The sequence below is a fragment of the Rhizobacter sp. P3_C12 genome, assembly GCF_056402735.1.
Genome location: NZ_JBFUGW010000065.1, coordinates 1 through 26,286, shown reverse-complemented (window position 1 = coordinate 26,286; position 26,286 = coordinate 1). Strand labels below are relative to the sequence as shown.

General features: G+C 69.0%; 25 protein-coding genes. 7 read left to right on the top strand and 18 right to left on the bottom strand.

The window, feature by feature from the left end:
* The 3 genes from AC1DXV_RS12910 to AC1DXV_RS12900 all read right to left on the bottom strand — a co-directional run.
* Positions 1-806, bottom strand: an 806-nt coding sequence (locus tag AC1DXV_RS12910) for an Hpt domain-containing protein (protein ID WP_477933887.1), incomplete at its 3' end; no start/stop codon positions are given.
* A gap of 67 nt (positions 807-873) precedes the next feature.
* Positions 874-1,236: a response regulator gene (locus tag AC1DXV_RS12905; protein ID WP_047511098.1), complete on the bottom strand. Its 363-nt coding sequence runs from the start codon at positions 1,234-1,236 to the stop codon at positions 874-876.
* 62 nt (positions 1,237-1,298) lie between these two features.
* Positions 1,299-1,766 carry a hypothetical protein gene (locus tag AC1DXV_RS12900; protein ID WP_052213005.1) on the bottom strand — a complete coding sequence of 156 codons (468 nt, stop codon included), beginning with the start codon at positions 1,764-1,766 and terminating at the stop codon, positions 1,299-1,301.
* A 199-nt stretch (positions 1,767-1,965) separates the two neighbouring features.
* Here AC1DXV_RS12900 and AC1DXV_RS12895 point away from each other — a divergent pair, with 199 nt between their 5' ends.
* Together AC1DXV_RS12895 and AC1DXV_RS12890 are read left to right on the top strand one after the other, a co-directional pair.
* Positions 1,966-3,120, top strand: a complete 1,155-nt coding sequence (locus AC1DXV_RS12895; RefSeq protein WP_477933885.1) for a hybrid sensor histidine kinase/response regulator — start codon at positions 1,966-1,968, stop codon at positions 3,118-3,120.
* A complete protein-coding gene (locus AC1DXV_RS12890) occupies positions 3,120-3,761 on the top strand; it encodes a response regulator (RefSeq protein WP_477933883.1) in 642 nt (213 codons plus the stop codon). Before AC1DXV_RS12895 ends, AC1DXV_RS12890 begins: the two co-directional genes overlap by 1 nt.
* Before the next feature lie 225 nt (positions 3,762-3,986).
* Here AC1DXV_RS12890 and AC1DXV_RS12885 read toward each other — a convergent pair whose 3' ends face one another.
* From AC1DXV_RS12885 to argH, 5 genes are all read right to left on the bottom strand, one after another.
* The gene (locus AC1DXV_RS12885) at positions 3,987-4,616 is read right to left on the bottom strand and encodes a protein phosphatase CheZ (protein WP_477867539.1); all 630 of its coding nucleotides are present in this window, start codon (positions 4,614-4,616) and stop codon (positions 3,987-3,989) included.
* A gap of 37 nt (positions 4,617-4,653) precedes the next feature.
* Positions 4,654-5,046, bottom strand: coding sequence for a chemotaxis response regulator CheY (gene cheY / locus AC1DXV_RS12880; protein WP_047511116.1), 393 nt, complete (start codon positions 5,044-5,046; stop codon positions 4,654-4,656).
* A gap of 69 nt (positions 5,047-5,115) precedes the next feature.
* Positions 5,116-6,066 carry a flagellar motor protein MotB gene (gene motB / locus AC1DXV_RS12875; protein ID WP_477867541.1) on the bottom strand — a complete coding sequence of 317 codons (951 nt, stop codon included), beginning with the start codon at positions 6,064-6,066 and terminating at the stop codon, positions 5,116-5,118.
* A 13-nt stretch (positions 6,067-6,079) separates the two neighbouring features.
* Positions 6,080-6,940, bottom strand: a complete 861-nt coding sequence (gene motA, locus AC1DXV_RS12870; protein ID WP_477867543.1) for a flagellar motor stator protein MotA — start codon at positions 6,938-6,940, stop codon at positions 6,080-6,082.
* Between the two features lie 636 nt (positions 6,941-7,576).
* Positions 7,577-8,980 (bottom strand): argininosuccinate lyase, encoded by a 1,404-nt coding sequence (gene argH, locus AC1DXV_RS12865; RefSeq protein ID WP_477868527.1) that lies wholly within the window; start codon positions 8,978-8,980, stop codon positions 7,577-7,579.
* A 135-nt stretch (positions 8,981-9,115) separates the two neighbouring features.
* Between argH and AC1DXV_RS12860 the strand changes: the two genes are divergently transcribed.
* Genes AC1DXV_RS12860 through AC1DXV_RS12850 form a run of 3 tightly spaced genes read left to right on the top strand, consistent with a single transcriptional unit; the run spans position 9,116 to position 12,469 of the window.
* Positions 9,116-10,249, top strand: coding sequence for a sensor histidine kinase (locus tag AC1DXV_RS12860; RefSeq protein WP_477868525.1), 1,134 nt, complete (start codon positions 9,116-9,118; stop codon positions 10,247-10,249).
* 10 nt (positions 10,250-10,259) lie between these two features.
* The gene (locus tag AC1DXV_RS12855) at positions 10,260-11,051 is read left to right on the top strand and encodes a LytR/AlgR family response regulator transcription factor (RefSeq protein ID WP_477868523.1); all 792 of its coding nucleotides are present in this window, start codon (positions 10,260-10,262) and stop codon (positions 11,049-11,051) included.
* A gap of 56 nt (positions 11,052-11,107) precedes the next feature.
* Positions 11,108-12,469 (top strand): hypothetical protein, encoded by a 1,362-nt coding sequence (locus AC1DXV_RS12850; protein WP_477868521.1) that lies wholly within the window; start codon positions 11,108-11,110, stop codon positions 12,467-12,469.
* Between the two features lie 13 nt (positions 12,470-12,482).
* On the opposite strand, the gene AC1DXV_RS12845 is transcribed toward AC1DXV_RS12850, so the two are convergent.
* The 3 genes from AC1DXV_RS12845 to AC1DXV_RS12835 all read right to left on the bottom strand — a co-directional run bounded on the left by AC1DXV_RS12845 (position 12,483) and on the right by AC1DXV_RS12835 (position 14,386).
* The gene (locus tag AC1DXV_RS12845) at positions 12,483-13,322 is read right to left on the bottom strand and encodes a dioxygenase family protein (protein WP_477868529.1); all 840 of its coding nucleotides are present in this window, start codon (positions 13,320-13,322) and stop codon (positions 12,483-12,485) included.
* Positions 13,323-13,408: 86 nt separating this feature from the next.
* The gene (locus AC1DXV_RS12840; RefSeq protein WP_477933880.1) at positions 13,409-13,666 is read right to left on the bottom strand and encodes a tautomerase family protein; all 258 of its coding nucleotides are present in this window, start codon (positions 13,664-13,666) and stop codon (positions 13,409-13,411) included.
* A gap of 6 nt (positions 13,667-13,672) precedes the next feature.
* Positions 13,673-14,386: an SDR family NAD(P)-dependent oxidoreductase gene (locus AC1DXV_RS12835; RefSeq protein WP_477933878.1), complete on the bottom strand. Its 714-nt coding sequence runs from the start codon at positions 14,384-14,386 to the stop codon at positions 13,673-13,675.
* A gap of 134 nt (positions 14,387-14,520) precedes the next feature.
* On the opposite strand from AC1DXV_RS12835, the gene AC1DXV_RS12830 reads away from it, so the two are divergent.
* Positions 14,521-15,477, top strand: coding sequence for a LysR family transcriptional regulator (locus AC1DXV_RS12830; protein ID WP_477933876.1), 957 nt, complete (start codon positions 14,521-14,523; stop codon positions 15,475-15,477).
* A complete protein-coding gene (locus AC1DXV_RS12825; RefSeq protein WP_477933874.1) occupies positions 15,474-18,020 on the top strand; it encodes an ABC transporter permease in 2,547 nt (848 codons plus the stop codon). The genes AC1DXV_RS12830 and AC1DXV_RS12825 overlap by 4 nt, the downstream gene beginning before the upstream one ends.
* A 22-nt stretch (positions 18,021-18,042) precedes the next feature.
* Here the strand turns inward: AC1DXV_RS12825 and AC1DXV_RS12820 are convergent, their stop codons facing one another.
* From AC1DXV_RS12820 to AC1DXV_RS12790, 7 genes are all read right to left on the bottom strand, one after another.
* Positions 18,043-18,936: a hypothetical protein gene (locus tag AC1DXV_RS12820; protein ID WP_477868133.1), complete on the bottom strand. Its 894-nt coding sequence runs from the start codon at positions 18,934-18,936 to the stop codon at positions 18,043-18,045.
* A gap of 83 nt (positions 18,937-19,019) precedes the next feature.
* Positions 19,020-20,570: a methyl-accepting chemotaxis protein gene (locus AC1DXV_RS12815; protein ID WP_477933872.1), complete on the bottom strand. Its 1,551-nt coding sequence runs from the start codon at positions 20,568-20,570 to the stop codon at positions 19,020-19,022.
* A 16-nt stretch (positions 20,571-20,586) separates the two neighbouring features.
* Complete coding sequence (locus tag AC1DXV_RS12810) at positions 20,587-21,105, bottom strand: chemotaxis protein CheW (RefSeq protein WP_047511018.1); 519 nt, start codon at positions 21,103-21,105, stop codon at positions 20,587-20,589.
* 58 nt (positions 21,106-21,163) lie between these two features.
* Complete coding sequence (locus tag AC1DXV_RS12805) at positions 21,164-22,717, bottom strand: methyl-accepting chemotaxis protein (protein ID WP_477933870.1); 1,554 nt, start codon at positions 22,715-22,717, stop codon at positions 21,164-21,166.
* A gap of 65 nt (positions 22,718-22,782) precedes the next feature.
* Positions 22,783-24,717 (bottom strand): methyl-accepting chemotaxis protein, encoded by a 1,935-nt coding sequence (locus AC1DXV_RS12800; protein WP_477933868.1) that lies wholly within the window; start codon positions 24,715-24,717, stop codon positions 22,783-22,785.
* A gap of 39 nt (positions 24,718-24,756) precedes the next feature.
* The gene (locus AC1DXV_RS12795) at positions 24,757-25,272 is read right to left on the bottom strand and encodes a chemotaxis protein CheW (RefSeq protein WP_477867551.1); all 516 of its coding nucleotides are present in this window, start codon (positions 25,270-25,272) and stop codon (positions 24,757-24,759) included.
* Between the two features lie 117 nt (positions 25,273-25,389).
* On the bottom strand, positions 25,390-26,286 hold an 897-nt coding region (locus AC1DXV_RS12790; RefSeq protein ID WP_477933867.1), incomplete at its 5' end, for a methyl-accepting chemotaxis protein.

Here is a 26,286-nt window from a genome sequence, read left to right as displayed (position 1 = left end):
GCGGCCGCCGGTGCGCCCGGCGAGCCTTCATGGAAGCCGTAGCCGGGGCCGAGCGGCAGCAGTGCAACCTGCTCGCGCGCCACGTGGAAGGTGAACAGGTCCAGCAGGTCGCTGTCGCTGCTGGTGGTGCAGATCTTGAAACGGCGCATGCCGTCGGCCGACATGCCGTTGTCCAGCGGCTCGATGGTGCCGAGGTCGGTGATTTCCTTGAACAGCTCGACCAGGTTGTCGGCGTCCGTCAGGTTCTTCAGCGGGCCGACGCGCAGTTCGAGCACGCGGGCGTGGCCGGCGGTCGACGGGGCGGGCATCGCCGACGACGATGCGGCGGCCTTGGGCTTTTCGGCCGGGGCGGCGGCAGACGCGACAACGGCGACCGGGGGCGCCTCGCCGGCGACCATCGCGCGGATGTTGAACAGCAGCTCGGTGGTGTCGAGTTCGGCACCGCCGTTGCCCTGGTGGCGTGCCAGCTGGGCGCGCAGCGCGTCGCCCGATTGCAGCAGCACGTCGACCATCGGCGCGGTCGGGGTCAGTTCATGGCGGCGCAGCTTGTCCAGCAGCGTCTCCATCTGGTGCGTCAGCTCGGCGACATCGGAGAAGCCGAAGGTCGCGGCGCCGCCCTTGATCGAGTGGGCGCAGCGGAAGATCGCGTTGAGCTCCTCGTCGTCGGCCGACTCGATGTCGAGGTCGAGCAGCAGCTTCTCCATGCGGTCGAGGTTCTCGCCCGCTTCCTCGAAGAAGACCTGATAGAACTGGCTCAGGTCGATGCCGGCGCTCAGCTGAGAGCCTTCGGAGGTCATCTCGCCCATGGCGTGCTCCTGGATGGAATGTCGTTATTTGTCAATGGCGAACAGGTCGGTGCGCGAGCCGCGAAGCTCAGCGCACGACCTTCTTGATGACTTCGATCAGCTTGGCCGGATCGAAAGGCTTGACCAGCCAGCCGGTGGCGCCTGCGCTGCGCCCTGCCTGCTTCATCTGGTCGCTCGACTCGGTGGTCAGGATCAGGATCGGCGTGCTCTTGAACTTCGGGTTGTCGCGCAGCTTCTTCGTCAGGCTGATGCCGTCCATGCGGGGCATGTTCTGGTCGGTCAGCACGAGGTCGAAGTCGCGACCGCTGGTCTTCTCGTACGCGTCCTGGCCGTCCACGGCCTCGACGACGTTGTAGCCGGCGCTCTTCAGCGTGAAGGACACCATCTGGCGCATGGAGGCGGAATCGTCGACCGCGAGGATGGAATGCATGGTTTTCTCCGGATTTCTCGAAAACTGTTTCGGTAGGTGGGACTGGAGTCTTGAGGGGTGGCCTAGAACAACTCGATGGAGCCGACGTCCATTTCGGCCTGGGTCACCGGGTTGGGTCGCAACGGGGCTTCCTCGACCACGGTCTCACCGTCTTCGTCATCCGCGAAGGCCTCGCGGGCCAGCCGATCGACGCAGTTGCGCAACCGGCGGTTGGTGTGGTGGATCAGCTGGGACGCCATGTCCTGGAACTGCAGCGCGGTGACCGCACCGCCCAGGTCCTGCATGACCCCGCTGAACACCTGATCGCTTTCTTCGCCCGAGTGGGGGCGTTCACGCAGGACGCGGATCTGTTCCGACGCGCCGTAGAAACGCTGCATCAGCGTGTCGCAGGCGTCGGCCAGCAGGGTCTGAAGGCGTTCCAGATCGTTGGTGGCCGACATCAGGTGGTCCTGCAGGTCGGCGGCGGCCAGCAGTGCCATGCCCGCGGGGGCGGGTGGCATGCCGGCATCGTTGGCGTCGTTCATCTGCATCCGAATCTCCGCTCGAAGGTGAGGGATGGGGCGCTGCGCAGGGGAGCTCCTGCGCAGGGCGTGCTATCTGTCTGCCATTTTCGGCAGGGGGGCGGAAAGCATTAGCTCAATCACCGGTGAAAAGCGCTGCCATTTCGAATGGCTCCCGGGAGCGTGCGAAGTTGGCACCTCCGAACCGGTTGCTTGGCATACTCGGGCCATGTCACCGCCTCTTGCCGAGCAGCGCCTGCGCCTCCTGCACCTGGAGGATTCCGAGCTCGACCACCACCTGACGCTGGCCCACCTGCGTCGCGGCGGGCTCGATGTCGACGCGGTGCGGGTCGATTCCGAGGTCGAGTTCCTGCGCGAGCTGGAGCCGTCGCAGGAGTGGGACATCATCGTGTCCGACTACAACCTGCCGGGCTTTTCGGGCCTGGTGGCGCTGGACCTGCTGAAGGCGAGCGGGCGCAGCATCCCGTTCATCCTGGTGTCCGGCGAGATCGGCGAGGACACCGCGGTCGAGGCGATGCGCAATGGCGCGAGCGACTACCTGCTGAAGAACAACCTGGCGCGGCTGGTGCCGGCGCTGCTGCACGCGGTGGAGGCGCACGAGCTGCTGCTGGCGCGCCAGCGTGCCGACCGCGAGCTGGGCGAGCAGAAGCAGCGGGTGCACGAACTGGCGCAGCATCTGCAGACCAGCGTCAAATCGGAGCGGGCGGCGATTGCGCGCGAGATCCATGACGATGTGGGCGGTTCGTTGACGGCGCTGAAGTTCGACCTGGCGTGGATTGCGCGGCATTCCGATTCGCCGGAGGTGCTGGCGCGGGTCAATTCGGCGCTCGAGACGGTGAGTCATGCGATCGAGGCGAGCCAGCGGGTGATGCACAACCTGCGGCCGGCGATCCTGGAGCAGGGGCTGGTGGCGGCGTTGCAGTGGATGGCGAGCCGTTTCGAGAAGCGCACCGGCGTGACCTGCGAGTTCCGCAGCCGCTACGACCATCTCACGTTGCCGGCGGGTGTGCCGCTGGTGGCGTACCGCACGGCGCAGGAGGCGTTGACCAACGTGACCAAGCATGCGCATGCGAGCCATGTGCAGATCGACCTGACGCTGGCGGGCGGGGTGTTGTCGCTCGAGATCAGCGACAACGGCCGGGGCCTGCACCATGACGACCTGGCGAAGGTGCGTTCGTTCGGCATCCGTGGGCTGCAYGAGCGGGCCGGCACGGTAGGCGGCTGGGTGGACCTGAGCAGCGGGCCGGCCGGGACGACGTTGATCCTGTCGGTGCCGCTGGAGATGATGTCGGAGGAGTTGGACTTCGAGCTCGCCGAGGAACCGTCGGCGCCATATGACCCGACGGTGTGGGGGAATATCTGATGATCAAAGTGATTCTGTGCGACGACCATGCGTTGATCCGGCGCGGCATTCGCGACACCTTGTCGGACGCTCCGGACATCGAGGTGATCGGCGAGGCGGGTGATTACACCGAGCTGCGTTCGTTGTTGCGCACGACGGGTGGCTGCGACGTGCTGGTGCTGGACATCAACCTGCCGGGCCGCAGCGGGCTGGACGTGCTGCACGTGCTGAAGGACGAAGGCTCGACGATGCGGGTGCTGGTGGTGTCGATGTACCCCGAGGACCAGTACGCGATCCGGGCGCTGAGGGCCGGCGCATTCGGCTACGTGAACAAGGGCGGCGACCCCGCGACGATCGTGGCCGCGGTGCGCACGGTGGGGCAAGGGCGCAAGTACGTGACACCGGAGATTGCGCAGATGCTGGTGGAGAGCCTGACGACGCCCTCGACGGAAGCTGCGCACGAGAAACTGTCGGACCGAGAGTTGCAGACGCTGGTGATGATTGCGTCGGGAAAACGGCTCTCGGACATCGCAGAAGAGTTGATGCTCAGCCCGAAGACGGTGAGCGTCTATCGGGCCCGAGTGCTCGAGAAGCTAGGGCTTTCGAACAACTCGGAGATGACCGTCTACGCGATCCGCAACGGCCTGGTCGGCAGCGAGTAGTCGGCCTGCCGAGGGACGATGCGTAGCGAGCTGCGTGGAGAAGAACGGCCAACAATCCCAATGAAGGTGGATGTCTAGCCGAAGTGGCAGTGTTGTCCGCAGCGAGACTGAACGAACCGTATGGTTTTCCAGGCCCTTTGCTTTGGTTACTTTCATTTGGGCTCAAATGAAAGTGACTCGCCCGCCGGGGCGAAACCCGGCAGCAGCCTCACGCAGTGAGAAGAATCAGAACCCGAGGCTCGCCAGCAGGTCGTCCACTTCACCCTGATTGGCGACCACATCCGTGCGCCCTTCCGGATTGACCACCGGCCCGTTGAGGATCGACGAATCCACCTTCTGCACCTGCTCCGGCGGAGCCGCCTGCACCAGCAGCTTGACCAGGCTGTCTTCCAGGTCGGATGCCAGCGCGACGACCTTGGCCACGACCTGGCCGGTCAGGTCATGGAAGTCCTGCGCCATCATGATGTCGGTCAGGTGCAGGTCGATGCGTGCGGTCGCTGCCTCGACGTCACCGACGAAATTCATCACCGAACCCGAGGCCACCGCCTTCACCGGGTCGGCCACGATGGCCGCCGCGATGCGGCGCGTGTCGGCAGCGATGTTCGCGTGCTCGAGCTTGGCCTGGTCGACCGAATTCAGCACCTTGTTGGCCGCAGCACCGGTCTTCTCGGCGATGTAGTTCAGGCGGCTGCGCGCGTCGGGCAGGTTGTCGGCCGCGGTCTGCAGCTTGGGGATCACGCCGAGCTGCATCAGCGTGTCGTGCAACTGGCGCGTGATCACGCCGAGCTGCTGGAAGACCTCGGGCGAGGCCGCAGCCGTCGGCGGGGCCAGGGTGGCCATCGTATCCATCTTCATGATGTGTTCCCTTGTACGTCGGGGGGCTGGTGCGGCATCAGGCCGCGGTGGCCAGCTTCTGCATGATCTTCTGGACTTTTTCTTCCAGCGTGGCCTTCGTGAAGGGCTTGACGATGTAGCCGGCCGCGCCGTCCTGCGCCGCCCGCACGATGTCTTCCTTGCGCGCCTCGGCGGTCACCATCAGCACCGGCAGGTGCTTCAGGCTCGCATCGGCCTTCACCGCCGACAACAGCTCGAAGCCGTTCATGTTCGGCATGTTGATGTCGCTGACGACGAAGTCGAACTTCGCGTTCTTCAGCATGTTCAACGCCACCGCGCCATCCTCGGCCTCTTCGGCGTTGTTGTAGCCGATCTCCTTCAGCAACCCGCGCACGATGCGGCGCATGGTCGAGAAGTCGTCGACGATCAGGAATTTCAAATCGGTGCTCATGAGAGTCCTCGCTGGGTCGCTTGGGGCGGTGGTACGGTGTAGAGCCTGGAATCGGCTGCTTTGCGGCTGTTATCGGGCAGTCGCGGCGGAAGTTGAGGGCGGCGTGATCGCCCCCTCGGCAGCCGGCGCTTCGGGTTCCGGTGCCAACGGCGTGTTCTGGAAGAAGCGGTCCTCCGCATCACGGTTCATCACGATGATGCTGATGCGCCGGTTCGACGGGCTCCGCGGGTCGTTGCGGTCGAACAGCGCGCTCGACGCGAGCCCCTGCACCCGCAGCATCCTGTCCTCGGGCAGCCCGCCCATCAGCAGTTCGCGGCGCGATGCATTGGCGCGGTCCGACGACAGCTCCCAGTTGCTGTAGCCGCGCTCGCCGCCGCCGAAGGCCGCCGCGTCGGTGTGGCCCTCCAGCGTCAGCCGGTTCGGTACCTCGGCGAGCACGCCGCCGATCTCCTGCAGCAGCTCGCGCATGTAGGGTTTGACCAGCGCGCTGCCGCTGTCGAACATCGGCCGGTTCTGCTCGTCGACGATCTGGATGCGCAGGCCGTCCGGCGTCATGTCGAGCCGGATCTGCGATTTCAGCGCGGCCAGCTTCGGGTTCGCCGCCAGCACGTCCTCGACATGCTGCTTCAGCACCTGCAGCCGCTGCGCCTCGGCCTGGCGCTGCTCGGCCTTCATCGCCGCCAGGTTGATCGTGCTGCGCGACGCGGTGTCGCCCTTCTTGACCTGGCCGCCGCTGCGGGTGAGGTCGGTGCCGCCGCCCTTGATCACGTGCGACGAATCGCCCGAGCCGCTGCCGCCGCTCAGCAGCGCCACCTTCAGCGGCGCCTGGAAATAGTCGGCGATGCCCTTCTTGTCGCCCTCGGTCGTCGAGCCGAGCAGCCACATCAGCAGGAAGAACGCCATCATCGCCGTCACGAAGTCGGCATAGGCGATCTTCCACGCGCCGCCATGGGCGCCGTGGCCGCCCTTCTTGACGCGCTTGATGATGATCGGCTGCAGCTTCTTCGAATCGCCGGCCATTACGGAGCGTCCTTCACTTCTTGCCCTTCACGTGGCCTTCGAGTTCGGCGAAGGTCGGGCGGTCGGTCGAGTACAGCACCTTGCGGCCGAATTCCACTGCCACCTGCGGCGCATAGCCCTGCATGCTTGCGAGCAGCGTGGTCTTGATGCACTGCAGCTCCTTGCCGTTCTCGTCGTTCTTCTGTTCCATCAGCCCGGCCAGCGGCTCCGCGACTGCATAGGCCAGCAGGATGCCGAGGAAGGTGCCGACGAGCGCCGAGCCGATCATGCCGCCGAGGATCGCGGGCGGCTGGCCCACCGAGCCCATCGTGTTCACCACGCCGAGCACTGCGGCCACGATGCCGAACGCCGGCAGCGCGCCGGCCAGCCGGGCGATCGCCGCGGCGGGCGCATGCGCCTCGTGGTGGTGGGTGTCGATCTCGCTGTCCATGAGGCTCTCGATCTCGTGGGCGTTCAGGTTGCCCGAGACCATCATGCGCAGGTAGTCGGTGACGAACTCGACCACGTGGTGGTCGTTGCCCACTGTCGCGTATTTCTTGAAGAGTGCCGATTCGTGCGGGCGCTCGACGTCGTTCTCGATCGACATCAGGCCTTCCTTGCGCGCCTTCTGCAGGATGTCGTAGAGCAGCGCCAGCAGCTCCATGTAGCGTGCCTTCGAGTATTTCGAGCCCTTCAGCAGCGGCGGCAGTGCTGCCAGCGTCGCCTTCAGCACCTTCGGCTGGTTGTTCACGACGAAGGCGCCGAGCGAGCCGCCCAGGATGGCCATCAGTTCGGTCGGCAGGGCGTGGATGATCACGCCCATGTTCCCGCCGTGCAGGACATAGGCGCCGAAGATGCACCCGAGGGCAACCGCGTAACCGATGAGGACGAACATGTTCCAGGCTGTTCCGTGTAAGGGGGAGTGCGCACGCCGCGCTGGTCTCGGACCGTTATCGGCCCCCACCCCAGTCACTTGAGTGTCGGGGGGGGGAGGGTTCGGCAATCGCTCGAACAGCGCTGGAAAATCGCCTTCTCGCCCCTGCGGGGGGGCTTCTTTTCACTGCGTGGGGCTGCTGCCGGGTCTCGCCCCGGCGGGCGAGTCACTTTCATTTGAGCCCAAATGAAAGTAACCAAAGCAAAGGGCTTTGAAAACCATRCGGTTCGTTCAGTCTSGCTGCGGACAACACTGCCRCTTCGGCTGCACATCACCGTTCATTGGGATTGTTGYTCTCCCGCTCCACTCGACTCGCTCGCTTCGCGTCGCATCGTCTTGCGCCTGYCGCYGCCGCGTCGTCAGGRCGATGCGCAGCGAGCTGAGTGGAGAAGAAMGGCCAACAATCCCAATGAAYGTGGAGCTCCAGCCCAAGTGGCMGTGTTGTCCGCAGCGRGRCWGAACGAACCGTATGGTGTTGTATTGAAGCCCTTTGCTTTGGTTACTTTCATTTGGGCTCAAATGAAAGTGACTCGCCCGGCCGGGCGAAACCGGCCRGCAAGCACAGCGCAGCGTCCGGGGCGAGACCCGGCAGCAGCCTCACGCAGTGAACAGCCTCTTGCGATGCCGGGCAAGCTGCGCCCGCACCTGCTCCGGTGCCGTCCCGCCCAGCACGTTGCGTGCATTCAGCGAGCCGCGCAGCGTCAGCACGTCGAAGACGTCCGGGTCGATGGCCGCATGGAACCCCTGCAGCACGTCCAGCGGCAGGTCGCCCAGGTCGCGCTCTTCGCTCAGCGCGAACTTCACCGCATGCGCCACCACCTCGTGCGCATCGCGGAACGGCAAACCCTTCTTCACCAGGTAGTCGGCCAGGTCGGTCGCGGTCGCATAGCCCTTCAGCGCCGCACGCTCCATCGCCTCGGGCTTCACGACGATGCCGGCCACCATCTCGGCCATGATGCGCAGCGTGTCGCGCACCGTGTCGACCGCGTCGAACAACGGTTCCTTGTCTTCCTGGTTGTCCTTGTTGTACGTCAGCGGCTGGCCCTTCATCAGCGTCAGCAGCCCCATCAGGTGGCCAATCACCCGGCCGCTCTTGCCGCGCGCCAGCTCGGCCACATCGGGGTTGCGCTTCTGCGGCATGATCGACGAACCGGTGCAGTAGCGGTCGGCCAGGTTGATGAAGCCGAAGTTCTGGCTCATCCACAGCACGATCTCCTCGGCCAGCCGCGACACATGCATCATCGTGATGCTCGCGAACGACGCGAACTCGATCGCGAAATCGCGGTCGCTCACCGCGTCGAGGCTGTTCTGGCACACGCCGTCGAAGCCCAGCGTCTTCGCGACGCGCTCGCGGTCCAGCGGGTAGCTGGTGCCGGCCAGCGCCGCCGCACCCAGCGGCAGCACGTTCACGCGCCTGCGCACGTCGGCAAGGCGCTCGGCATCGCGCGCGAACATCTCCACGTACGCCAGCAGGTGGTGCGCAAAACTCACCGGCTGCGCCACCTGCATGTGCGTGAAGCCCGGCAGGATGGTCTCGACATGCCGCTCCGCCACGCCCACCAGCGCCTGCTGCATCGCCGCCAGCAGCGGCAGCAGCGCATCGATCTCGTCGCGCAGCCACAGCCGCACGTCGGTCGCCACCTGGTCGTTGCGCGATCGGCCGGTGTGCAGCCGCTTGCCGGCGTCACCCACCAGCTGCGTGAGCCGCGCCTCGACGTTGAGGTGCACGTCTTCGAGGTCGAGCTTCCACTCGAACGCGCCGGACTCGATCTCCTGCGTGATCTGCGCCATGCCGCGCCGGATGTCGGCCAGGTCCTGCGCGCCGATCACCGCCTGCGCCGCCAGCATCTCGGCATGCGCCAGGCTGCCGGCGATGTCGGCCTTCCACAGGCGTTTGTCGAAGCTCACGCTCGAGGTGTAGCGCTTCACCAGGTCGCTCATCGGCTCGGAGAACAGGGCCGACCAGGCTTCGGATTTCTTGTCGAGTTGATTGGCTGACATCGTCGGGGCGCTCGCAAYGGGGCGTCGTGTAACGCTTGGTAGGCTCGGTTGCCGGGCGGCGCCAGTTGGCGACAATGCACTGGTGGCCGCAGGCACCGGGGGAAGCCCCGGATTCTATTCGGCCATCCAACCGCCATGCCCGAACCCCACGCGACCACCTCCGCCTTCGCCCCCACGCCCAGCCGCCCGGCGCCGCTGTGGTCCGAGTCGACCCGACCCGACGAGCAGCGCGGCAGCAGCATCTTCAATTCCACCAACTTCGGCGCGGTGCCGCTGGCCCGCCAGCCGCTCGGGCCGGTGTCGGCCTTCGACGTCTGCCACGTCGGCGTCGTGCTGCGCGCACTGTTCTTCGTGCACGGCGTCGTCGCGGTCGGCGTCAGCTTCGCGGCGCCCACGCTGTCGGCCTGGCTGAACCTGCTCGGCCAGGCCACCGGCATTGCACTGCCGGCAGTGTTGCTGTGGCTGGTGTCGGTGTGCCTGCTGAAGCGCCCGCTCGCCCGGTTGCCGGTGGCCGGCCAGTGGTGCGCCGCGGTCTGCATCGGCGGCCTGAGCGGTGCGTTCGGCTGGGCGCTGCTGCTGGCGGTCGACATCCGGCTGCAGGACACCATGCGGCTGGCCGCGCCGATGCTGGCCGGCGCCGCGCTCGCCGCCGCGCTGTTCTACTGGCTGACGCTGCGCGCGCGCGCCCGGCTGCCGGCCGACACCGCAGCTCGGCTGGCCGAATTGCAGTCGCGCATCCGCCCGCACTTCCTGTTCAACACCCTCAACACCGCGATCGCGCTGGCCCGGCTCGACCCGGCCCGCACCGAGCACCTGCTCGAAGACCTGGCCGAGCTGTTCCGCGTCGCGCTCAGCGCGACCGACGAATCGGTCAGCCTGAGCGAAGAGGTCGCGCTCGCGCAGCGCTACCTGGCGATCGAGCAGATCCGCTTCGGCGAGCGCCTGCAGCTCAGCTGGGACCTCGACGAGGACGCCGGCGCCGCGCGCGTGCCGCCGCTGCTGCTGCAGCCGCTGGTCGAGAACGCGGTGCGCCATGGCGTCGAACCCTCGCCCGACGGCGGCGTGATCCGCATCCGCACGCGCGTCAAGCGGGCACATGCGGTGGTCAGCATCGCCAACACCGTGCCGCGTTCCGGCTCGCGCCCCGGCAGCGGCATGGCGCTGCGCAACGTGCGCGAGCGGCTGAAGCTGATGCACGACGTGGCGGCGCAGTTCGAGACCCAGCTCGACCGCGACGTGTTCCGCGTCCAGATCGTGGTGCCGCTGTGAGCTGCCTGCCATGAGCAACCCCTCCGCCCTGGCGCCGCTGCGCGTGCTGCTGGTCGATGACGAGCCGCTGGCGCGGCTGCGCCTGCGCGGCCTGGTGGGCGATTGCGTCGAGCCGCGCGCCGAGGTGGTCGGCGAGGCCGGCAATGCGCAGCAGGCGCTCGAATGGCTGGCCGCCAACGCCTGCGACCTGCTGCTGCTCGACATCCACATGCCCGGCCCCGACGGGCGCCAGCTGGCCGCCCAGCTGCGCCGCCGCAGCGACCCGCCGGCCATCGTGTTCGTCACCGCGCACGCCGAGCATGCGCTGCAGGCCTTCGAGCTCGATGCCGCCGACTACCTGACCAAGCCGGTGCGCCGCGAGCGCCTGCAGGCGGCGCTGCAGCGCGTCGTGCAGCGGCTGGCGCCGCGGGCGGCGCCGGCCGCGGCGATGCCGGACGACGAACCGGTGATCCTCGTCAACGACCTGGGCCGCAAGCTGCGCGTGCCGGTGTCCGAAGTGCTGTACCTGAAAGCGGAGTTGAAGTACGTGACCCTGCGCACCGCCACCCACACCCATGTGCTCGATGACGCCCTGACCGACCTGGAGCAACGCCTGGGCGAACGCTTCCTGCGCATCCACCGCAATGCGCTGGTCGCCCGCCGCGCGCTGCGCGCGCTCGAGCGGCGCACCCTGCCGGGCGAGGACGGCGGCGAAGCGGTCGAAGGCTGGGTGGTGCGCGTCGCACCGGTCGACGACTGGCTGGTGGTGTCGCGGCGGCAGGTGGCCGCCGTCAAGGAGGCGATTGCCGAGGGCGGCGTATGAGCCCGCCGGGCCGCCCCAAGGGCGAATACCGGAGTGCGCAGCACGAAGGTGCTCCAATGAGCGGGCCGCCCGGCAACGCGGTGCGCGCGACGGTGGGCCTGGCCTTGGTCGCCTTGCTGTTCGCGCTCGTCTGGCAAGGCTCGCCGCAGGCACCGGTGCCGCCGGCCGAACCGGTCGTCGCCGAGGCGGTCGATTCCGCGGCGTCCGCGCCGCAGACCTTCCCGATGCCCGGCCCGCCGTTGATGGACGGCTTCGCCGAGGCCTACGGCAACGCGGTAACGGCCGCCGCTGCAGCGGCCAGCACACCGTTGGCGGCCGACGAGATCGAGGTCTGCGGCATCGGCCGCGTGAAGGCCAAGGGCGGCCAGCCGCTCGACCGCACGCTCTTCACGACGGCCGGCGATGCAGCCCGCCGGCGCCTGGTCACGACGCTGGCCCAGCAGCCGGACGAGCTGGCGCGTGCCGCCGGCCTGCTGCTGCAACGCGACGAGGGGCCGCCGCATGGGAACGCGCCGCAGCCCTGTGACGGTGCCGATTGCAACGCGCCGGCCGAACCGGGCGAATCCGAGCTGCAGCGCCAGGCCCGCGTGGGCGCCAACGCGTCGCAGCGCGATGCGCTCGCGCAGATGGCGGTCGCGACGCGCTCGCCGGCCGTCTACACGCTCGCATGGCGGGCCTGCCGGGCGAGCCCCGGCGGTGCCTGCCAGATGCTGTCGACACGCCAGCTCGCGACGCTCGACCCGAACAATGCCGACGCCTGGCTGGAGGTTGCTTCCGAGGCCGACCAGCGCGGCGAGACGGGCCTCGTCGACGAGGCCTTGTACCGCGCCTCGAAGGCGACGACCGCCGACCTGCGCTGGGGCCAGGTCAGCGCGCTCGCGCTGCGCAACCTGCCGCCGGGCACGCCGGCCATCGAGCGGCGCGCGGTGATGGCACGCGCGGAGGCGGTCGAGTCGGCGCTGGCGATGCCGGGGCTGAAGACGCTGATGCAGCACTGCGATGCAAATGCGGTGCGCGACGGCAACCGCCTGCAGGTGTGTGCCGACATCGCCGAGCTGCTGTCGAAGCGCTCGACCACGCTGCTCGACATGGCGATCGGCCAGGCGCTGGGGGCGCGCGTCGGCTGGCCGGCCGAGCGCCTGCAGGCGCTGCGCCTGGAGCGCGACGCGATGTCGCAGGCGCTGAAGCCGATGGCCGCCGCGGCCGGCACCGAGTGGTCGTGTGCGCAGATCGAGCGCGAGACCCGGTGGGTGCTCGACATGAGCCAGTTCGGCGAGATCGGTGCGGCGCGCATGCTGATCGCCCGCACCGGGCAGGACGTCGCCGCGCTCGCGAAGCAGTACGGCGAGGATCGGGCGGCGGCTTCGGCCCGCGCGGCGAGTGCGCCGGCCTCCGGCGTCGTCGCACTCGCGCGCTGAGGGTCCGCCGCTGTCAGGCGGCGAGCTGCTGCTTCAGCGCCGCGGCCCCCGGCCCGAACGCATACGCATCCATCCCCAGGCACCCATACGTGACCGCCTCGTGCAGCCGCTCGGGCGCGTGCGCACGGCCGCCGGCGCCGGCCGCCACGTACCACGGCAGCAGGTGCTCGTCGGTCGGGTGCATGTCGACCGCAGCGGGCGCCTGCCGGCGGTAGTCGAACAGCGCTTCCCAGTCGCGGGCGGCGCTGCGCTCGAGCATCCAGCGTCGGAAGCCCGCGCTCTCGGCGATCTCGGCGGCGTCGAGTGCCGGCCGGCCGTTGCTGACGATGCGGCGCAGGTTGTGCGTGATGCTGCCGCTGCCCATCACCAGCACGCCCTCGTCGGCCAGCGAGGCCAGCAGCTCGCCGAGCGCGAACTGCTGCGCCGGCGGCAGGTTGGGCACCCACGCGAGCGGCAGCACCGGGATGTCGGCCTGCGGGCGCATGAAGCGCAGCATGCTCCAGATGCCGTGGTCCAGGCCGCCTTCGTCGCTGTGGTGCACCGGCAGGCCGGCCGCGCGCAGCCGCGCCTCGACCTGCGTGGCCAGTTCCGGTGCGCCGGGCGGGTTGTACTGCAGCTGGTAGAGCGCGTCGGGGAAGCCGCCGAAGTCGTGCACCGCCTGGTGCGTGGCCGCGCCCAGCAGCACCGGCTCGCGCGCCAGGCTGTGCGCCGACACGGCGAGGATCGCCTTCGGGCGCGGGTGGTGGGCGTCGAGCGCTGCGCCCAGGCGCTGCAGGAACGGGCCGGTGGCGCCGGGTTCCAGCGCCAGCATCGGCGAGCCGTGGGACAGGAAGATCGCGGGCAGGGTGTTCATGCCCTCATTGCAGCACCCCGCGTGCCCGGCAGGGTTCGCCGGATTTGCACGCAGGGTTCAAGGAATGACCGCCCCTCGGTCGGTGGTTACACCGACCGATCCCCCGGGGGGATGCGGGCCGGCTTGGGGCGGCCCGGCGCTCGGCCCGCCTCTGCGCGAAGCTCCGTCACGGTGCGCCCCGCCACGCCCCAGTTGTCGGTCTCCACCTCGTCGATGATCACGAAGGTCGTCGCCGGGTCCTTGTGCAGCACGCGGACCATCATCTCGGTGGCTTCGGCGATCAGCTGCTGCTTCTGCTGCAGCGTGACGCCTTCACGGGTGACTTCGATGCGGATGAGCGGCATGGCGGTTCACCAGTGCCCGGCGGACTGCCCGCCATCGACGTGCAGGATCTCGCCCGTCACGAACGTCGCCTTCTCCAGGAACAGCACCGCGTCGACGATGTCGCTCATCTCGCCCATCCGGCCCACCGGGTGCAGGCCGCTCAGCGCCGCATGGTTCTCGGGCGGGTGCATCGGCGTCTTGATGATGCCGGGCGAGACCGCGTTGACGCGGATCCCGCGCGACGCGTACTCGATCGCGAGCGCCCGGGTCGCGGCATTCAGCCCGCCCTTGGTGATCGAGGCCAGCACCGCCGGCACGCCGTTGATCGGCTGGTCGACGATGCTCGTCGTGATCTGCACGATGTGCCCGGCGCCCTGCGCCTCCATGCGCCGCACCGCGCGCTGCGTCACGTGGAAGAAGCCGGCCAGGTTGGTCGCGATGTTGGCCGACCAGTCGTCCGCGGTGAACTGCGTGAACGGCTTGGCGGTGAAGATGCCGGCGTTGTTGACCAGCGTGTCGATGCGGCCGAAGCGGTCGACGCCTTCGCTGAAGATGCGCTCGGCGGTCGCCGGGTCGGCGATGTCGCCGGCGATCGCGAGGATGCCGGGGTCGTCGCTGGTGCGGATCGAACGCGAGTTGGCGACCACGCGCCAGCCGGCCTCGCGGTAGGCTTGGACCAGCGCGGCGCCGATGCCGCTGGAAGCGCCGGTGATGACGGCCGTCTTGGGATCGTGTTTCATGGTGAACGGGCTCCTGTGAACAAGAAGGAAAGGACAGGCCTTCACTGTAGGAACCGGGCCCCGGGGGATAAAGGGGGTTCGCTTACCATCTGCCGCTACACGGTGTAATCAATGCGGCCGCTGGGTGCCATGACATGAAACGGCAGTTCGACGATGTGATGCTGGGCAGCATCGAGCTGTTCTGCCTCGCGGCCGAGCACCAGGGCTTCACCGCGGCCGCGACGATCGCGGGCGTGACGCCGGCCGCGGTCAGCCGCTCGATCGGCCGGCTCGAGGAGCGGCTGGGCGCGCGGCTGTTCGTGCGCACGACGCGCCAGATCCGCCTGACCGATGCCGGGCGCTCCTACTTCGAGCGCTGCCGCGCCGCGCTCGACCAGCTGGTCGATGCCGAGCGCGAGGTCGGCGGCCAGCAGGCGCAGGCCTCCGGCACGCTGCGCATCAGCGTGCCCACCACCTACGGCCACCACCGGCTGCTGCCGGTGCTGCCGGCATTCATGCAGGCGCATCCGGACGTGCGGGTCGAGCTGCACGTCAGCAACCGCAACATCGATTTCGGCGGCGAGGGCTTCGACCTCGCGATCCGCGTGCGCGCACCCGACGACTCGACGCTGATCTGCCGGCACCTGGAAGACGCGGAGCTGGTGCTCGTCGCCGCGCCGGACTACCTCGCGCGCCGCGGCACGCCGATGACGCCCGAGGACCTGGCCGGCCACGACTGCATCCAGTTCGAACTGCCGAGCAACGGCCGCCCGATCCCGTGGCTGATCCGCGAGGACGGCCGGGATGTCGAGATGCTCACCACCGGCCGCTACACCTGCGCCGACGACGTGCTGGCCGGCGTGACGCTGGCCCGCCATGGCGCGGGCGTCTTCCAGGCCTACCGCTTCGTCGTCGAAGGCGATCTGGCGGCGGGCCGGCTGACCGAGTTGCTGGCGCCCTTCGGCGGGCGCTCGCGGCCCTACAACCTGCTGTACCCGCATGCGCGGCATGTCCCGCTGAAAGTCCGGGCCTTCGTCGAGTACTTGCTCGAACGCAAGCGCCAATGGGACCATCGGGGCGATCCGCCTTCCTCCCGAAAGAACCCTCGATGACGACTGCCGTTCCCCATCCCGCTTCCGCCTGGAACCTCGCCTGGCGGCAGGCCGCGCGCGACTTCCGCGCCGGCGAGCTGCGGCTGCTGCTGGTCGCGGTGATGCTGGCGGTGGCGGCGCTCAGCGCGGTCGGCTTCTTCGCCGACCGGCTGAATGCCGGCCTCGCGCGCGACGCCCGGCAGATGCTGGGCGGCGACGCGATCGTCGCGAGCGACCAGCCGGCCCCGGCCGACATCGCCGAGCGTGCACGCGGCCTCGGGCTCACGCTCGCGCAGACCGCCACCTTCCCGAGCATGGGCCGTGCGCCCGACGACAAGGGCGGCGCCTCGCGCCTGGTGGCCGTCAAGAGCGTGGCCAGCGGCTACCCGCTGCGCGRCAAGCTGACGCTGGCCGATGCACCGGGCGGTGCGCAGCGCACGGTCGCGAGCGCGCCGGCCGCCGGCACGGTGTGGGTCGATGCCGGCGTGCTCGATGCGCTGCAGCTGAAGGTCGGCGATGCGCTGCTGCTCGGCGATGCCAGCCTGCGCATCGCGTCGATCATCGTGATCGAGCCCGACCGCGGCGCCGGCTTCATCAGCTTCGCGCCGCGCGTGATGCTCAACGAGGCCGACCTGCCTGCCACCGGGCTGGTGCAGCCCGCCAGCCGCGTCACCTACCGCCTGGCCGTGGCCGCGCCGGACGGCCGCGCAGCCGCGCTGCGCGAGTTCGTCAGCTGGACCGAAGCCCAGCTGAAGAGCCGCCAGCTGCGCGGCATGCGCGTCGAGTCGCTCGAGACCGGCCGCCCCGAGATGCGCCAGACGCTGGACCGCGCGCAGAAGTTCCTGAACCTCGTCGCGCTGCTGGCCGCGCTGCTGGCGGCGGTGGCGGTGGGCATCGCGGCGCGCGACTTCGCCGACCGGCACCTCGACGACTGCGCGATGCTGCGCGTGCTCGGCCAGCCGCAGCGCACGATCGCGCTGCAGTACCTGCTCGAGTTCGGCATCGTCGGCGTGCTCGCCAGCGTGGCCGGCGTGCTGCTCGGCTTCGCGGTGCACTACGTGTTCGTCTGGCTGCTCGCCGGGCTGGTCGACAGCGCGTTGCCGGCCGCGAGCGGCTGGCCGGCGCTGTTCGGCATCGGCGTCGGCTTCACGCTGCTGATGGGCTTCGGCCTGCCGCCGGTGCTGCAGCTGGCCCAGGTGCCGCCGCTGCGCGTGATCCGGCGCGATGTCGGCGCGCTGAAGCCGGCCTCGATCGCGGTGCTGGCCGCAGGCGCCATCGGCTTCGCGGCGCTGCTGCTTGCGGTGTCGTCCGACCTGACGCTCGGGCTGATCGCGGTCGGCGGCTTCGCTGCCGCGATTGCGGTGTTCGCGCTGCTGTCGTGGATCGCGGTGCAGCTGCTGCGCCGCGCGGTGCCCGAATCGCGCGCGCCGCGCTGGCTGGTGCTCGCGACGCGGCAGATCGCGGCGCGCCCGGCCTTCGCGGTGCTGCAGGTGTCGGCGCTCAGCGTCGGGCTGCTGGCGCTGATGCTGCTGGTGCTGCTGCGCACCGACCTGATCTCCAGCTGGCGCGCCGCGACGCCGGCCGATGCGCCGAACCGCTTCGTGATCAACATCCAGCCGGAGCAGGGCGAGGCCTTCCAGGCGCGGCTGAAGGCGGCGGGCGTCGCGCGCTACGACTGGTACCCGATGATCCGCGGCCGGCTGGTCGCGGTGAACGGCAAGGCGACCAGCGCCGACGACCTGGTCGACGAGCGCGCCAAGCGCCTGCTCGACCGCGAGTTCAACCTGAGCCACGACGCGAAGCTGCCCGACCACAACACCGTCACTGCCGGCCGCTGGACGCCGGACGAGGCGGGCGGCCTGAGTGTCGAGGAGGGCATCGCCGAGACGCTGCACCTGAAGCTCGGCGACACGCTGCGCTTCGACATCGCCRGCATCGCGGCCGAGGGCAAGGTCACCAGCCTGCGCAAGGTCGACTGGGGCTCGATGCGCGCGAACTTCTTCGTGATGTTCCCGAACGCGCAGATGCCGGACCTGCCGGCCACCTACCTGACGGCGTTCCGCGCGCCGGCGACGCCGGGCTTCGACAACGCGCTGAGCCGCGAATTCCCGAACATCACCGCGGTCGACGTGTCGGCCTCGCTCAGCCAGGTCCAGCAGGTGCTCGACCAGGTGATCCGCGCGGTCGAGTTCCTGTTCGGCTTCACGCTGGCGGCCGGGCTGGTGGTGCTGTTCGCCGCGGTCACCGCCACGCGCGAGGCGCGCGCCCGCGAGTTCGCGGTGATGCGCGCGCTGGGTGCGAGCGCACGGCTGCTCGGCCAGGTGCAGCGCGCCGAGCTGCTGGGCGTCGGCGCTTTGGCGGGTTTCCTGGCGTCGGTGGCGGCTGCCGTGGTCGGCTGGGCGCTCGCGAAGTACGTGTTCCAGTTCAGCTGGAACCCGTCGCCGTGGTTGCCGCTCGGTGGCAGCCTGGCCGGCGCGCTGCTGGCGTTGGCGGCCGGCTGGTGGGGGCTGCGCGAGGTGGTGTCGCGGCCGGTGATCGAGACGCTGCGCCGCGCGGCGGAGTGAGCGGCGGTCAGCGGTTCCGAGGTCACGGATCGCTCGACTTCTCGAGGATCACCGTGAACTTGGTGCTGGCAGGATCGGCGGGGTCGGGCCGCGCGTCGGACTTGGCCCCCGCGCTCACGCGCAGCGATGTGGCGCTGATGCGCTCGATCGTCCACAGCAGGCGGCCGAGCTCCTGTCCGTCGGCACCCACGGTGAAGAAGTCGAGCCACATCGGCGACTTGCTCTCGTTGAGCTGGTAGCGCACCGAGGCACCGGACTCGGCGTGCCCGCCCCAGGTTTCACCGTTCATCTCCAGCGAGGCATAGCCGTCGGCGTCCAGGTGCAGCAGGGCCTTGGCGCCTGTCGAGTCCGTTCCGCGCCACGAGCCGACCAAGTCCGGTGCGACCGTTGTTCTGACGTCGCAGTCCAGTGTCGCGGGGTCGTCCAGGTCCACGAGCGCGGTGGCTCCCGAGACCATCACGAAGGCTCTTGCGGGCTTGCGGCTGAACCACAGAGTCCGCTGTCCGGAGTCGGCGGCGCTGGCCTGGATCCAGCCGAGGGGACTCCACGTCGTCCGGATCCGCACGGCCTTGTCGGCAGGCACTGTGCCGAGCAGTTCGGTGGTCGTCTCCTCGGACTTGGAGAGGAAGGCCTGGACCGTCAAGAACTGCCCGGCATCGAACCCGGCCCTCATGCCGATGCGGTACAAGGCCTGCTCGTCAGCATCCAGGACCAGGATCGCGGCCATCGGTACCCATTGGGGATGGGTCGAGGTCGTGAGGATGCGGAGCGATCCGGTGACGGTGTTGTCGGCATTCGGCGTCTTGATGGGGCAAGACAGGTACATGCCGGGCGAGGCCTTCAGCTCGACGGGAACGGCATGGGACAGCAGCGGAAGCATCAGCAGGGGAATGCCGAGGAGCTTGGTGAGTGTCATTCGAGGCGCGCAGGGGTTGCGGAGGCTGCATTCTCCGCGACGCGGCCGCAGGCTCCGCGCGAGCCGGGTGCGGTTGCGCAGGCTCAGGCGAGCCGGAACACCGACACCGCATCCGCCAGCACACGCGCCTGATCCTTCAGGCTCTCGGCCGCCGCGGCGCTTTCCTCGACCAGCGCCGAGTTCTGCTGCGTCATCTGGTCGAGCTGCGTCACCGCGGCATTGACGTTGCCGATGCCGTCGCGCTGTTCGGACGACGCGGCGGTGATCTCGCCGATGATGTCGCTGACGCGCTGCACCGAGCCGACGATCTCGCCCATCGTCTTGCCCRCATCGGCCACCAGGCGCGAGCCGGCGTCCACGCGGTCGACGCTGGCACCGATCAGGCCCTTGATTTCCTTGGCCGCCTGCGCACTGCGCTGCGCGAGGCTGCGCACCTCGCTCGCGACGACCGCGAAGCCGCGGCCCTGCTCGCCGGCGCGCGCCGCTTCCACCGCCGCATTCAGCGCCAGGATGTTGGTCTGGAACGCGATCCCATCGATCACGCCGATGATGTCGCTGATCTTCTTCGAGCTGGCGTTGATCTCGTCCATCGTCGAGACCACCTGGGCGACCACCGAGCCGCCGCGCGCCGCGACTTCCGCGGCCGATGCGGCCAGCTGGTTGGCATGCAGGGCCGAATCGGCGCTCTGCTTGACGGTGCCGGTCAGCTGCTCCATCGACGAGGCCGCCTGCTGCAGGTTGCTCGCGGTCTGCTCGGTGCGGTGGCTCAGGTCCTGGTTGCCGGTCGCGATCTCGGCGCTGGCCGTCGCGATGTTGTCGGTCGATTGCTTGACCTGCGCGACCAGCGTGCGCAGCGCGTTCTGCATGCCGTCCATCGCGTGCAGCAGCCGGCCGATCTCGTCGTCGCCGCGCGGCTCCACCGCCTGCGACAGGTCGCCCTGCGCGATGCGCTGGGCCAGCCCGCTCGCATGCGCGATCGAGGCGTTGATGCTGCGCACCGTGAGCATGGTCAGCGGCAGCAGTACGGCAAGCGCCAGCAGCACGCCGCCGGCCAGCAGCGCCGACTGCGTGCCGATCGCCTGCTCCACCGCCGCCTGCCCGGCCGCCACGTGCTCGCGCGAGGCGTCGGACAGCACGCCCAGCGTCTTCTCGACCGCCTCGATGTTGTCCTTCAGCTGCCCGGCGTAGGCACCGGCGACGGCGCCGTCGATGGTCGCGCGCTCCAGCTGGTCGATCACCGGCAGCATGCCGTCGTGATACTGCTTCAACTGCTCCAGCGCCGCGGCGACCGCCTTGGCCGGCTCGGCATCCAGGCGCTTGCCCAGGCCGCCCAGCCGCGCCAGCGTCTCGGCATGCGCCTTCGTCCACAAGGCCTTGTTGTCGGTGACCTCGTTGACGTTGTTGAAGTTGATGATCATCTCCTTCTCGAAGCGGCGCAGCCGGCCGAGCGTCGTGCGCAGCTCGCTGATGTCGGAGGCCATGCCGAAGTCGTCGGCCACCAGCGTGCGCACGGTGCCGCGCGTGCCGTGCAGCGCGGCCCAGCCGATGCTGCCGATCAGGCCGAGCAGCAGCAGCGAGAAGCAGGTCGCGAAGTACAGGCGCGAGCGGATCGAGAGGCGGGAGAGGAAGGCCATGGCTCGCGTGACGGCATCAGTGCTTGCTGTCGATCAGGCCCATCTCGGCGCTGGCCATCAGCTCCTCGATGTCCATCAGGATCAGCATGCGGTCGTTGACGCTGGAGATGCCGGTGATGAAGCTGGTGTCGACGGCGGAGGCCATCTCGGGGGCCGGCTTGATCGAGTCGCGCGAGAGCTCGAGCACGTCGCTGACCGAATCGACGACGGCACCGACGACACGGCCGCGCACGTTCAGCACGATGACGACGGTGAAGCTGTTGTAGTCGTTGGAGTCGCAACCCAGCTTCAGGCGCAGGTCGACGATCGGCACGATGACGCCGCGCAGGTTGACCACGCCCTTGATGAAGGCCGGGGAATTGGCGATGCGGGTGGGCGCTTCGTAGGAGCGGATCTCCTGGACCTTCAGGATGTCGATGCCGTATTCCTCGGCGCCGAGGCGGAAGGTGAGGAACTCGCCGCCGGACTGGGCGGCGGTGGCCGCGCGGGCGGCTTCGTGCCGGGCCACGTGGGAGGCTTCGTGGATCATGTCCATGGTGGGGGTCCTGTGCAGAGCTGGAGAACGTTGGGCGGGTACGGTGCCGGTGCTGTGTCTATCGGCCGGCCGGCGGCAGACTGAAGGTCGAGACCACCGACGCAAGGCGTTGGGCCTGGTCGCGCAGGCTCTCGGCGGCGGCGGCCGATTCCTCGACCAGCGCGGCGTTCTGCTGCGTCATCTGGTCGAGTTGAGTGACTGCCGTGTTGATCTGGCCGATGCCGTCGCTCTGCTCGGACGAGGCGGCGGTGATCTCGCCGATGATGTCCGAGACGCGCTGCACCGAGCCGACGATCTCCTGCATCGTCTGGCCGGCGTCGGCCACCAGGCGCGAGCCGGCATCCACCCGCTCGACGCTCGCGCCGATCAGGCTCTTGATTTCCTTCGCGGCGTCGGCCGAGCGGCCGGCCAGGCTGCGCACCTCGCTGGCGACGACCGCGAAGCCGCGGCCCTGCTCGCCGGCACGGGCCGCTTCGACCGCGGCGTTCAGTGCCAGGATGTTGGTCTGGAAGGCGATGCCGTCGATCACGCCGATGATGTCGGCGATCTTCTTCGAGCTGGCATTGATCTCGTTCATCGTCGTGACGACCTGCGAGACCACCGAGCCGCCGCGTGCCGCGACTTCAGCGGCCGACGACGCGAGCTGGTTGGCCTGGCGGGCCGAATCGGCGCTCTGCTTGACGGTGCCGGTCAACTGCTCCATTGACGACGCGGCCTGCTGCAGGTTGCTCGCCGTCTGCTCGGTGCGGGCGCTCAGGTCCTGGTTGCCGGTGGCGATCTCGGTGCTGGCGGTCGAGATGCTGTCGGTGCTCTGGCGCACCTGGCCGACCAGGCGGCCGAGCGATTCCTGCATCGTCTTCAGCGACTGCAGCAGCTCGGCGGCTTCGTCCTGGCCCTGCACGTGGATGTGCTGCGTCAGGTCGCCGGCGCTGATGGCGCGGGCAATCTGCTGGGCCTGCGCGATCGGCTTCGTGACCGAGCGGGTCACGCGCCAGGCCAGCAGCGCGGCCAGCAGCATCGCGCCGGCGCCGCCCAGGCCGAGCGCGAGCATGCCGACGAAGCCGGCGCTGTCCGCCCGCTCCTTGGTGGCCGTCATGCTGTCGCGCTGGCCCTGGATGAGCTTCTCGACGCTGTCGCTGTAGGCCCTGGATGCAGGGAACAGCTTGTCCATCACCTCGGCGGTGACGTCCTCGCCGGCTTCCTTGCGCTTGAGCAGGCTGTTGCGCAGGCCCTGGTAGGCGTCGCGCTGCACGTTCACCGCCTCCAGCAGCCGCTTGTCGGCGTCCGAGGTGGCGATCTCCTGCATGCGCTTCAGGCGCTCGGTCTGCGCGGTCACGACGTCCTTCATCTCGGCGCGCACGCGGGTCTTGATCTGTTCGTCGTTCGCGAAGAACACCACCCAGTTGCGGGCGGTGTTAGACTCGATCGCGCGGCCCCAGCGCTCGGACAGCGAGAGCTTCTCGGAATCGAGCGTGCCGAGCTGCTCCGACAAGGTGCGCATCGTCGAGATGCGATCGAGGCCGAAACCGACAGCCGCGGCGCACAGCAGTGCGATCGAACCGAACCCGACCGCGAGACGCGGACCCAGGCGCATGGCAGACAGCGAGAACATCGCGAACTTCCCTTCTTGTTGGAGCCGCCTCCCAGGCGGCCTGTCGATCGTTCGGAGTGCAGGCCTCAGGCCTGCTGGAGACGGAAACTGCCGACTGCTTGCGCGAGCCGTGCCGCCTGGTCCTTCAGGCTTTCAGCGGCTGCCGTGGACTGTTCGACCAGCGCGGCGTTCTGCTGCGTCATCTGGTCGAGCTGGTTGACGGACTGGTTGACCTGGCCGATGCCATCGCTCTGCTCGGCGGCGGCGGTGCTGATCTCGCCGATGATGTCGCTGACGCGCTGCACCGAGCCGACGATCTCGYTCATSGTCTKGCCSGCRTCGGCCACCAGGCGCGARCCGGCYTCGACGCGGTCGACGCTGGCGCCGATCAGGCCCTTGATYTCCTTGGCGGCGTCGGCGCTGCGCTGCGCGAGGCTGCGCACYTCGCYGGCSACSACCGCGAARCCGCGGCCCTGYTCGCCGGCSCGCGCSGCTTCRACRGCSGCRTTCAGCGCSAGGATGTTGGTCTGGAASGCGATGCCGTCGATCACGCCGATGATGTCGGCGATCTTCTTCGAACTGGCATTGATCTCGTCCATCGTGGTCACGACCTGCGAGACCACCGAGCCGCCGCGTGCCGCGACCTCGGCGGCCGACGAGGCCAGCTGGTTGGCCTGGCGGGCCGAGTCGGCGCTCTGCTTGACGGTGCCGGTGATCTGCTCCATCGACGAGGCCGCGCGCTGCAGGTTGCTCGCCGTCTGTTCGGTGCGGGCGCTCAGGTCCTGGTTGCCGGTCGCGATCTCGCTGCTGGCGGTCGTGATCGAGTCGACCGAGCTGCGCACCGAGCCGATCATCTGCTGGAAGCGCTGGCGCATGCCTTCGACATTGCGGATCAGCTCGCCGATCTCGTCGCGCTGCGCGCTGTGGCAGGGCTGCGTCAGGTCGCCGGCCGCCAGCACCGTGACGGCGCGCGACAGCTCCTGCAGCGGGCGGCCGACCCAGCGCCGCATCATCAGGAACAGCCCGCCGCCGAGCAGCAGCGCGGCGATGCCGAGCAGCGTCGCGAACGGCACGATGGTGGCCCAGTGGGTCTTCATCGCCTCGCTGTCCGACACCTCGGACACCACCCACTGGTTGCCGGCCTTGGCCTTGCGCAGCACGGCCCAGTGGTCGTCGTGCTTGGTCTCGAGCACGGCCCCGCCGTCCTTCGCCCAGCCGCCAGGGGCGGTCTCGAGGCGGGCCAGCAACGCCTTGGCGTCCGGATAGGTCTCCAGCACCTTCTTGCCCTTGGCGCTCGGGTGCACGACGAAGACGGCCTCTTCGGGCGACTTCTTCGGGTCGATCACGTAGACGCCGCCGCTGTCGAAGAAGCGGATGTCGCTCGCGAGCTTGTCGATCGCCGCCTGGAAGGCGGAGGTGTCGAAGCCGATGAACAGGATGCCGATGACCTTGCCGCCGGCGTCCTTGATCGGCTCGTAGCGGGTCATGTAGGGCGTGCCGAACAGCACCGCGCGGCCGGTGTAGGTCTGGCCGGCCATCATCAGGTCATGGGCCGGGTGGCTCGCGCCGAGCATGGTGCCGACGGCGCGCTCGCCGTTTTCCTTCTTCAGCGAGGTGGTGATGCGCTGGAAGTCGTCGCCCTTGCGGGCGAACACGGTGGCCACGCCGCCGCTTTGCTGCGCGAACTCGTCCACCTGCGCGAAGTTGCCGTTCAGCGGCGTGTCGCCGACCTTCAGCGTGGTGCTCGCCTCGTCCAGCGTGAAGGGCTGCTTGAACTCGTTCTTGAAGTTGGCGAAGAACTTCTCGACCAGCACGCGCGAGGTCATGTCGAACGCGTCGATCGAATCGGCGACCGATTGCGTCTTGTCGGCCACCCAGGTGACGATGCGCTCGCGCGAGCGGTCGGCCGCCACCAGGCTCATCGTGGCGCAGATCGCAAACAGGACCACCGACAGGCTCAGCGCCCCGATGATCGAAACCTTGCGCGCGACCGAGCCGCGGCTGTCAAGCGCCGTGTTCATGAAATCCTTGGAGAGAGAAGAGAGGAAAGCCGGGAAACCTCAGGGGCTGTCGATCAGGCCCATCTCGGCGCTGGCCATCAGCGCCTCGATGTCCATCAGGATCAGCATGCGGTCGTTGACGCTGGAGATGCCGGTGATGAAGCTGGTGTCGACGGCGGAGGCCATCTCGGGGGCCGGCTTGATCGAATCGCGCGAGAGCTCGAGCACGTCGCTGACCGAGTCGACGACGGCACCGACGACACGGCCGCGCACGTTCAGCACGATGACGACGGTGAAGCTGTTGTAGTCGTTGGAGTCGCAGCCGAGCTTCAGGCGCAGGTCGACGATCGGGACGATGACGCCGCGCAGGTTGACCACGCCCTTGATGAAGGCGGGGGCGTTGGCGATGCGGGTGGGCGCCTCGTAGGAGCGGATCTCCTGCACTTTCAGGATGTCGATGCCGTATTCCTCGGCGCCGAGGCGGAAGGTGAGGAACTCGCCGCCGGACTGGGCGGCGGTGGCCGCGCGGGCGGCTTCGTGCCGGGCCACGTGGGAGGCTTCGTGGATCATGTCCATGGTGGGTCCTGTCAGGTGCGGAAGACTGCGTTGCCGTCACTATCGGCGCCGCCGGGATGAACTGAAGGGTGGATCAGCGCGTCCCGGGCCGGCCAGATCGGCGGGTCGGAAGGTTTGTCAGAAGGTTTCCCAGTCGTCGCTGGGGGCGGTGGTGGCGAAGGCCGGGCCCGCCACGGGGGCGGGCGCCGGGCTCGGGGCGGTGGCTGCGACTTTCGTCACGACCGGGGCCGGTTTCGCGAGCGGCGATGCCGGAGTTGCCGCGGGGGACCTGGCCTTGGTGACCGGCGTGGCCGTCGCAAGTGCCGGCTTGGCCGTCACGACCGGCTTCGGTGCGGACACGGCGGCCGGCGCGGGCGCCGCATGGATGCCGTGGCTGTCGAGCCGGAAGGTCGCGACGACCGACGCGAGGCGCTGCGCCTGATCGCGCAGGCTCTCGGCGGCGGCGGCCGATTCCTCGACCAGCGCGGCATTCTGTTGCGTCATCTGGTCGAGCTGCGTCACGGCGGTGTTGACCTGCCCGATGCCATCGCTCTGTTCCGACGACGCGGCGGTGATCTCGCCGATGATGTCGCTGACGCGCTGCACCGAGCCGACGATCTCCTGCATCGTCTTGCCGGCGTCCGCCACCAGGCGCGATCCGGAATCCACTTTCTCGACCGAGGCGCCGATCAGCGCCTTGATCTCGCGGGCGGCCTGCGCGCTGCGCTGGGCCAGGCTGCGCACCTCGCCGGCGACGACCGCGAAGCCGCGGCCTTGTTCACCGGCACGGRCCGCTTCGACCGCGGCGTTCAGCGCCAGGATGTTGGTCTGGAAGGCGATGCCGTCGATCACGCCGATGATGTCGCTGATCTTCTTCGACGATGCATTGATCTCGTCCATCGTGGTCACGACCTGCGAGACCACCGAGCCGCCGCGGGCTGCCACTTCAGCGGCCGACGAGGCGAGTTGATTGGCCTGGCGGGCCGAATCGGCGCTCTGCTTGACGGTGCCGGTCAGCTGCTCCATCGACGAGGC